Source organism: Alkalibacterium pelagium (genome assembly GCF_900109325.1).
Taxonomy (GTDB): Bacteria; Bacillota; Bacilli; order Lactobacillales; family Carnobacteriaceae_A; genus Alkalibacterium; species Alkalibacterium pelagium.
Window position 1 is genome coordinate 1 of the sequence record NZ_FNZU01000029.1, and the last position, 1792, is coordinate 1792.

The window sequence follows — 1792 nt, forward strand, 5'->3', positions numbered from 1 at the left end:
AAGAGGTTGGGACAAAAAGTCCTAGCTAACCAATAAACAGAAGAAAACCGAGTAGAAATGTACACCCGTACAAACCTACTCGGTTTTCTTTGTCTCAAATGCCCATTAGCCTCGTCTCTTGTTGTATTTTCTTAGATTGTTTGCCATAAATATCAGGTTCGTTTCATTTTCCACTTTCGATTGTCCACGAACTGAAAATCGAGTGAAACCTAAATTAGCCTTCACCTGTCCGAAAGTTGGCTCGACATCGATTTTTCGCTGCCTGTATAATGTAGCCCCTTCTTCAGTTGAAAGCTGTTCTTTAATTTTTAGTTTTTGCTCTTCATACTCATAATTAATCCACAAGGATTTTTTCCCATTACGATAAGTTGGGTCACTTGAATGGTACACGTGAGAAAATTTGATATAGCCGGTACTTGTTTTTTGACGACGGATATAACCATGTACATAAAGGGTTCCGTCTGGATGACTATACGTATTTTGTTCTTCATCATATATCCAATTATCAAGGTTTTTATCTGATTTCAAATACTTCTTTTTCTGTTCTTTCTCATACATGCCGTACTTGACCAGCCCAGTCCAACAGGACTGTTCTAAATAGTCCAGATTTTCTTGGCTTCCATATCCTGCATCTGCGACGATATGATTAGACGGTTTAATCAGTTCCGGAAGAGAGTCTAGAAAAGGAATCAGTGTGTTAGTATCTGTTGGATTTGGATAGACTTGAGTATGCAAAACAAATTGGTTCTCCGTTGCGATTTGGATATTATATCCTGGTTTGAGCTGGCCGTTCATCATGTGGTCGTCTTTCATACGCATGAATGTAGCGTCTTTATCGGTTTTCGAAAAGCTATTTCTGCCTTCAAATGTGCCATAATAGTCTTCGTACTTTTGTTCCCTGGGAATGAAATCATTTTTCAGGCGATTTCTATGCTTTTTCAAGGCCCGGCGTTTTTTCTTCAATTGACTCAGCTTCTCTTTTTCTTGAGAAGAGGTTATCTCGTTTTCTACTTTTTCAAGTTCTTCTTCAAGCAAGTGATGAAGAGCAGTGATGTCCTCTTTTGAAAACTCTTGATGGTGATCTCTTTCGACCGCTTGGTCGATAAGTGGTTCGATTTCTTCTTTATAGTATTCAATTTCTTTTGCCTTCAGTCGAGGATAAAAGCGATCCACTGCCTTTTTCCATACAAAGGTATACTTGTTGGCATTCGCTTCAAACTTAGTCCCATCTATAAAAATTGACTGTCCCTCAATCAATTTTTCCTGTTTTAGACGAATAGTGAAAGTGCAATATAAATCTTGTATGATTGTCTTCGTTACATCAGATACTCTAAATCGATTGATTGTACGGTAGGAGACCAGTGTCTGTCCAGTCAGCCAGTGCATAGCTAGGTTTTCCTGCATCATTTTTTCTATCTTACGTCCTGAAAAAACACCCTCAGAATAAGCGAACAGAAGGGCCTTGAGTAGAACTTTTGGGTGATAAGCCGGCCGACCAAAGTCATTTTCAATCAGACGGTAATGAGCATCATCCAAGTCTTCGACGACCTCGTTGATAGAATATATAATATGATTATTGGGTAAAAGTGAGTCTATTTCTAATGGCAAGGTTGTCTGGTTCATGGTATATTGAGTATACATAAGGAGCACCCTTTCTATGATTTGTTGTGGTGACTTAATTATATCAAAGCCGTGCTCCTTTTGCGTACATAAACAAATAAGATCCGCTAAAAATCTCAAGTAGATTTTCAGCGGATCTTATTATTTTTCTGGGACTTTTGTCCCAGCCTCT

Annotated in this window: 1 protein-coding gene; it reads right to left on the reverse strand. The window is 38.5% G+C overall.

Annotated elements, in window-relative coordinates; translation table 11 throughout:
• Nucleotides 1–105 precede the first annotated feature (105 nt).
• The gene (locus tag BMX79_RS12375; protein WP_091483123.1) at nucleotides 106–1641 is read right to left on the reverse strand and encodes an IS1182 family transposase; all 1536 of its coding nucleotides are present in this window, start codon (nucleotides 1639–1641) and stop codon (nucleotides 106–108) included.
• Nucleotides 1642–1792 lie beyond the last annotated feature (151 nt).